At 52.8% G+C, this 1,047-nt stretch carries 1 protein-coding gene; it reads right to left on the bottom strand.

Features of this window, described 5'->3' with window-relative positions; all coding sequences use genetic code 11:
• Positions 1-455: RepB family plasmid replication initiator protein (locus Q8M88_RS17605; RefSeq protein ID WP_305598456.1), on the bottom strand; the 455-nt coding region annotated here is incomplete at its 3' end.
• Between the last annotated feature and the right edge of the window lie 592 nt (positions 456-1,047).

Raw genomic sequence — 1,047 nt, 5'->3', positions numbered from 1 at the left:
TCCTTCAGCACATCGTTGATCTTGTACTGCACAAATCCGTTCACCTTTCGGGTGTTTGGGAAGAGGACAGATGCTTCCCAGTCGGTGCCGTGCAGTGTGGTTCCGTTGCCAAGCGAGATCTTCGGAAGCACGTCCCACTCGAAGACGACTCCCATCAGGTCGCGGATCGACTCCTTGAGGTGCTGGTGGTTCCGAGACTCGTAGCCGATGGCGATTCGGAAATCAGCCTCCGACATTGAGTACCAACCGTCTTTGTCAGCTTCATTCTCAATCGCATTTTTGAGCCAGGTGTTCATGCATTTCCTCTGCACGAGCGTCATGTCTGCTCGAGCGATGCTGTGAACGACCTGAACCGGCTTGCGAAACGTGTTGGCTGGCTCGTCAGGGAACAGGCTTCCTTGCATGACCAGGTCAAGGGTCTGCTTTCTGCTGCTGCGTGAGTTGCCCTGTGACATTCGGAGTGCGTGGCGATGTTGGAAGCCGGATGCTAACAAGATTTCAAACTTGCACAACAACTGCGGGTTGTAATCTTTTAAGAAAAGCTTTAGGTATCTTTAAATACCTTTACGCCGAAAAACTGCATATGAAATCAAGGGCTTAGCGGTGTTTAGGTGAACACATTTGTGCAAAAGGTGAACGCTTTTGTGCAGCAAGGTGAATGGATCTGTGCAGGGAGGTGAACGGATTTGTGCCTAAAGGTCTGTGGATATGTGCTGGGTGCCCTCGCAACCCGGTTCACAGGCGGCAGGTGATGCCTCTCTTGGTCTTAAAGGTGAACGCTTTTGTGCAGTTCGCGACGTGTGAAACCTAGTAAAAACAACAACTTAGCGAAGCAACTCTCGCCATACGATGAACCAAGCGATGGCCTGAGAAGCCTAAAGGTGAACACTTTTGTGCAGTGGTGAGGCAAGCCAGCTTGGAGCATCACCCGGGCATAGGCCAACCCGGATGCATGGTGGGTTGGTGTGGAGCGGCTGGAGAGGGCGCGTGAGTAGCGGACCTAGAATCCCGGCATCGCACCTCTCCAGGTCGTTCGAGCTGCCGAAG

Source organism: Phenylobacterium sp., assembly GCF_030693805.1.
In the GTDB taxonomy this organism is placed as follows: domain Bacteria; phylum Pseudomonadota; class Alphaproteobacteria; order Caulobacterales; family Caulobacteraceae; genus Phenylobacterium.
Note: the sequence above shows the minus strand (reverse complement) of the source record. Positions and strands in the feature narration are given on the sequence as shown.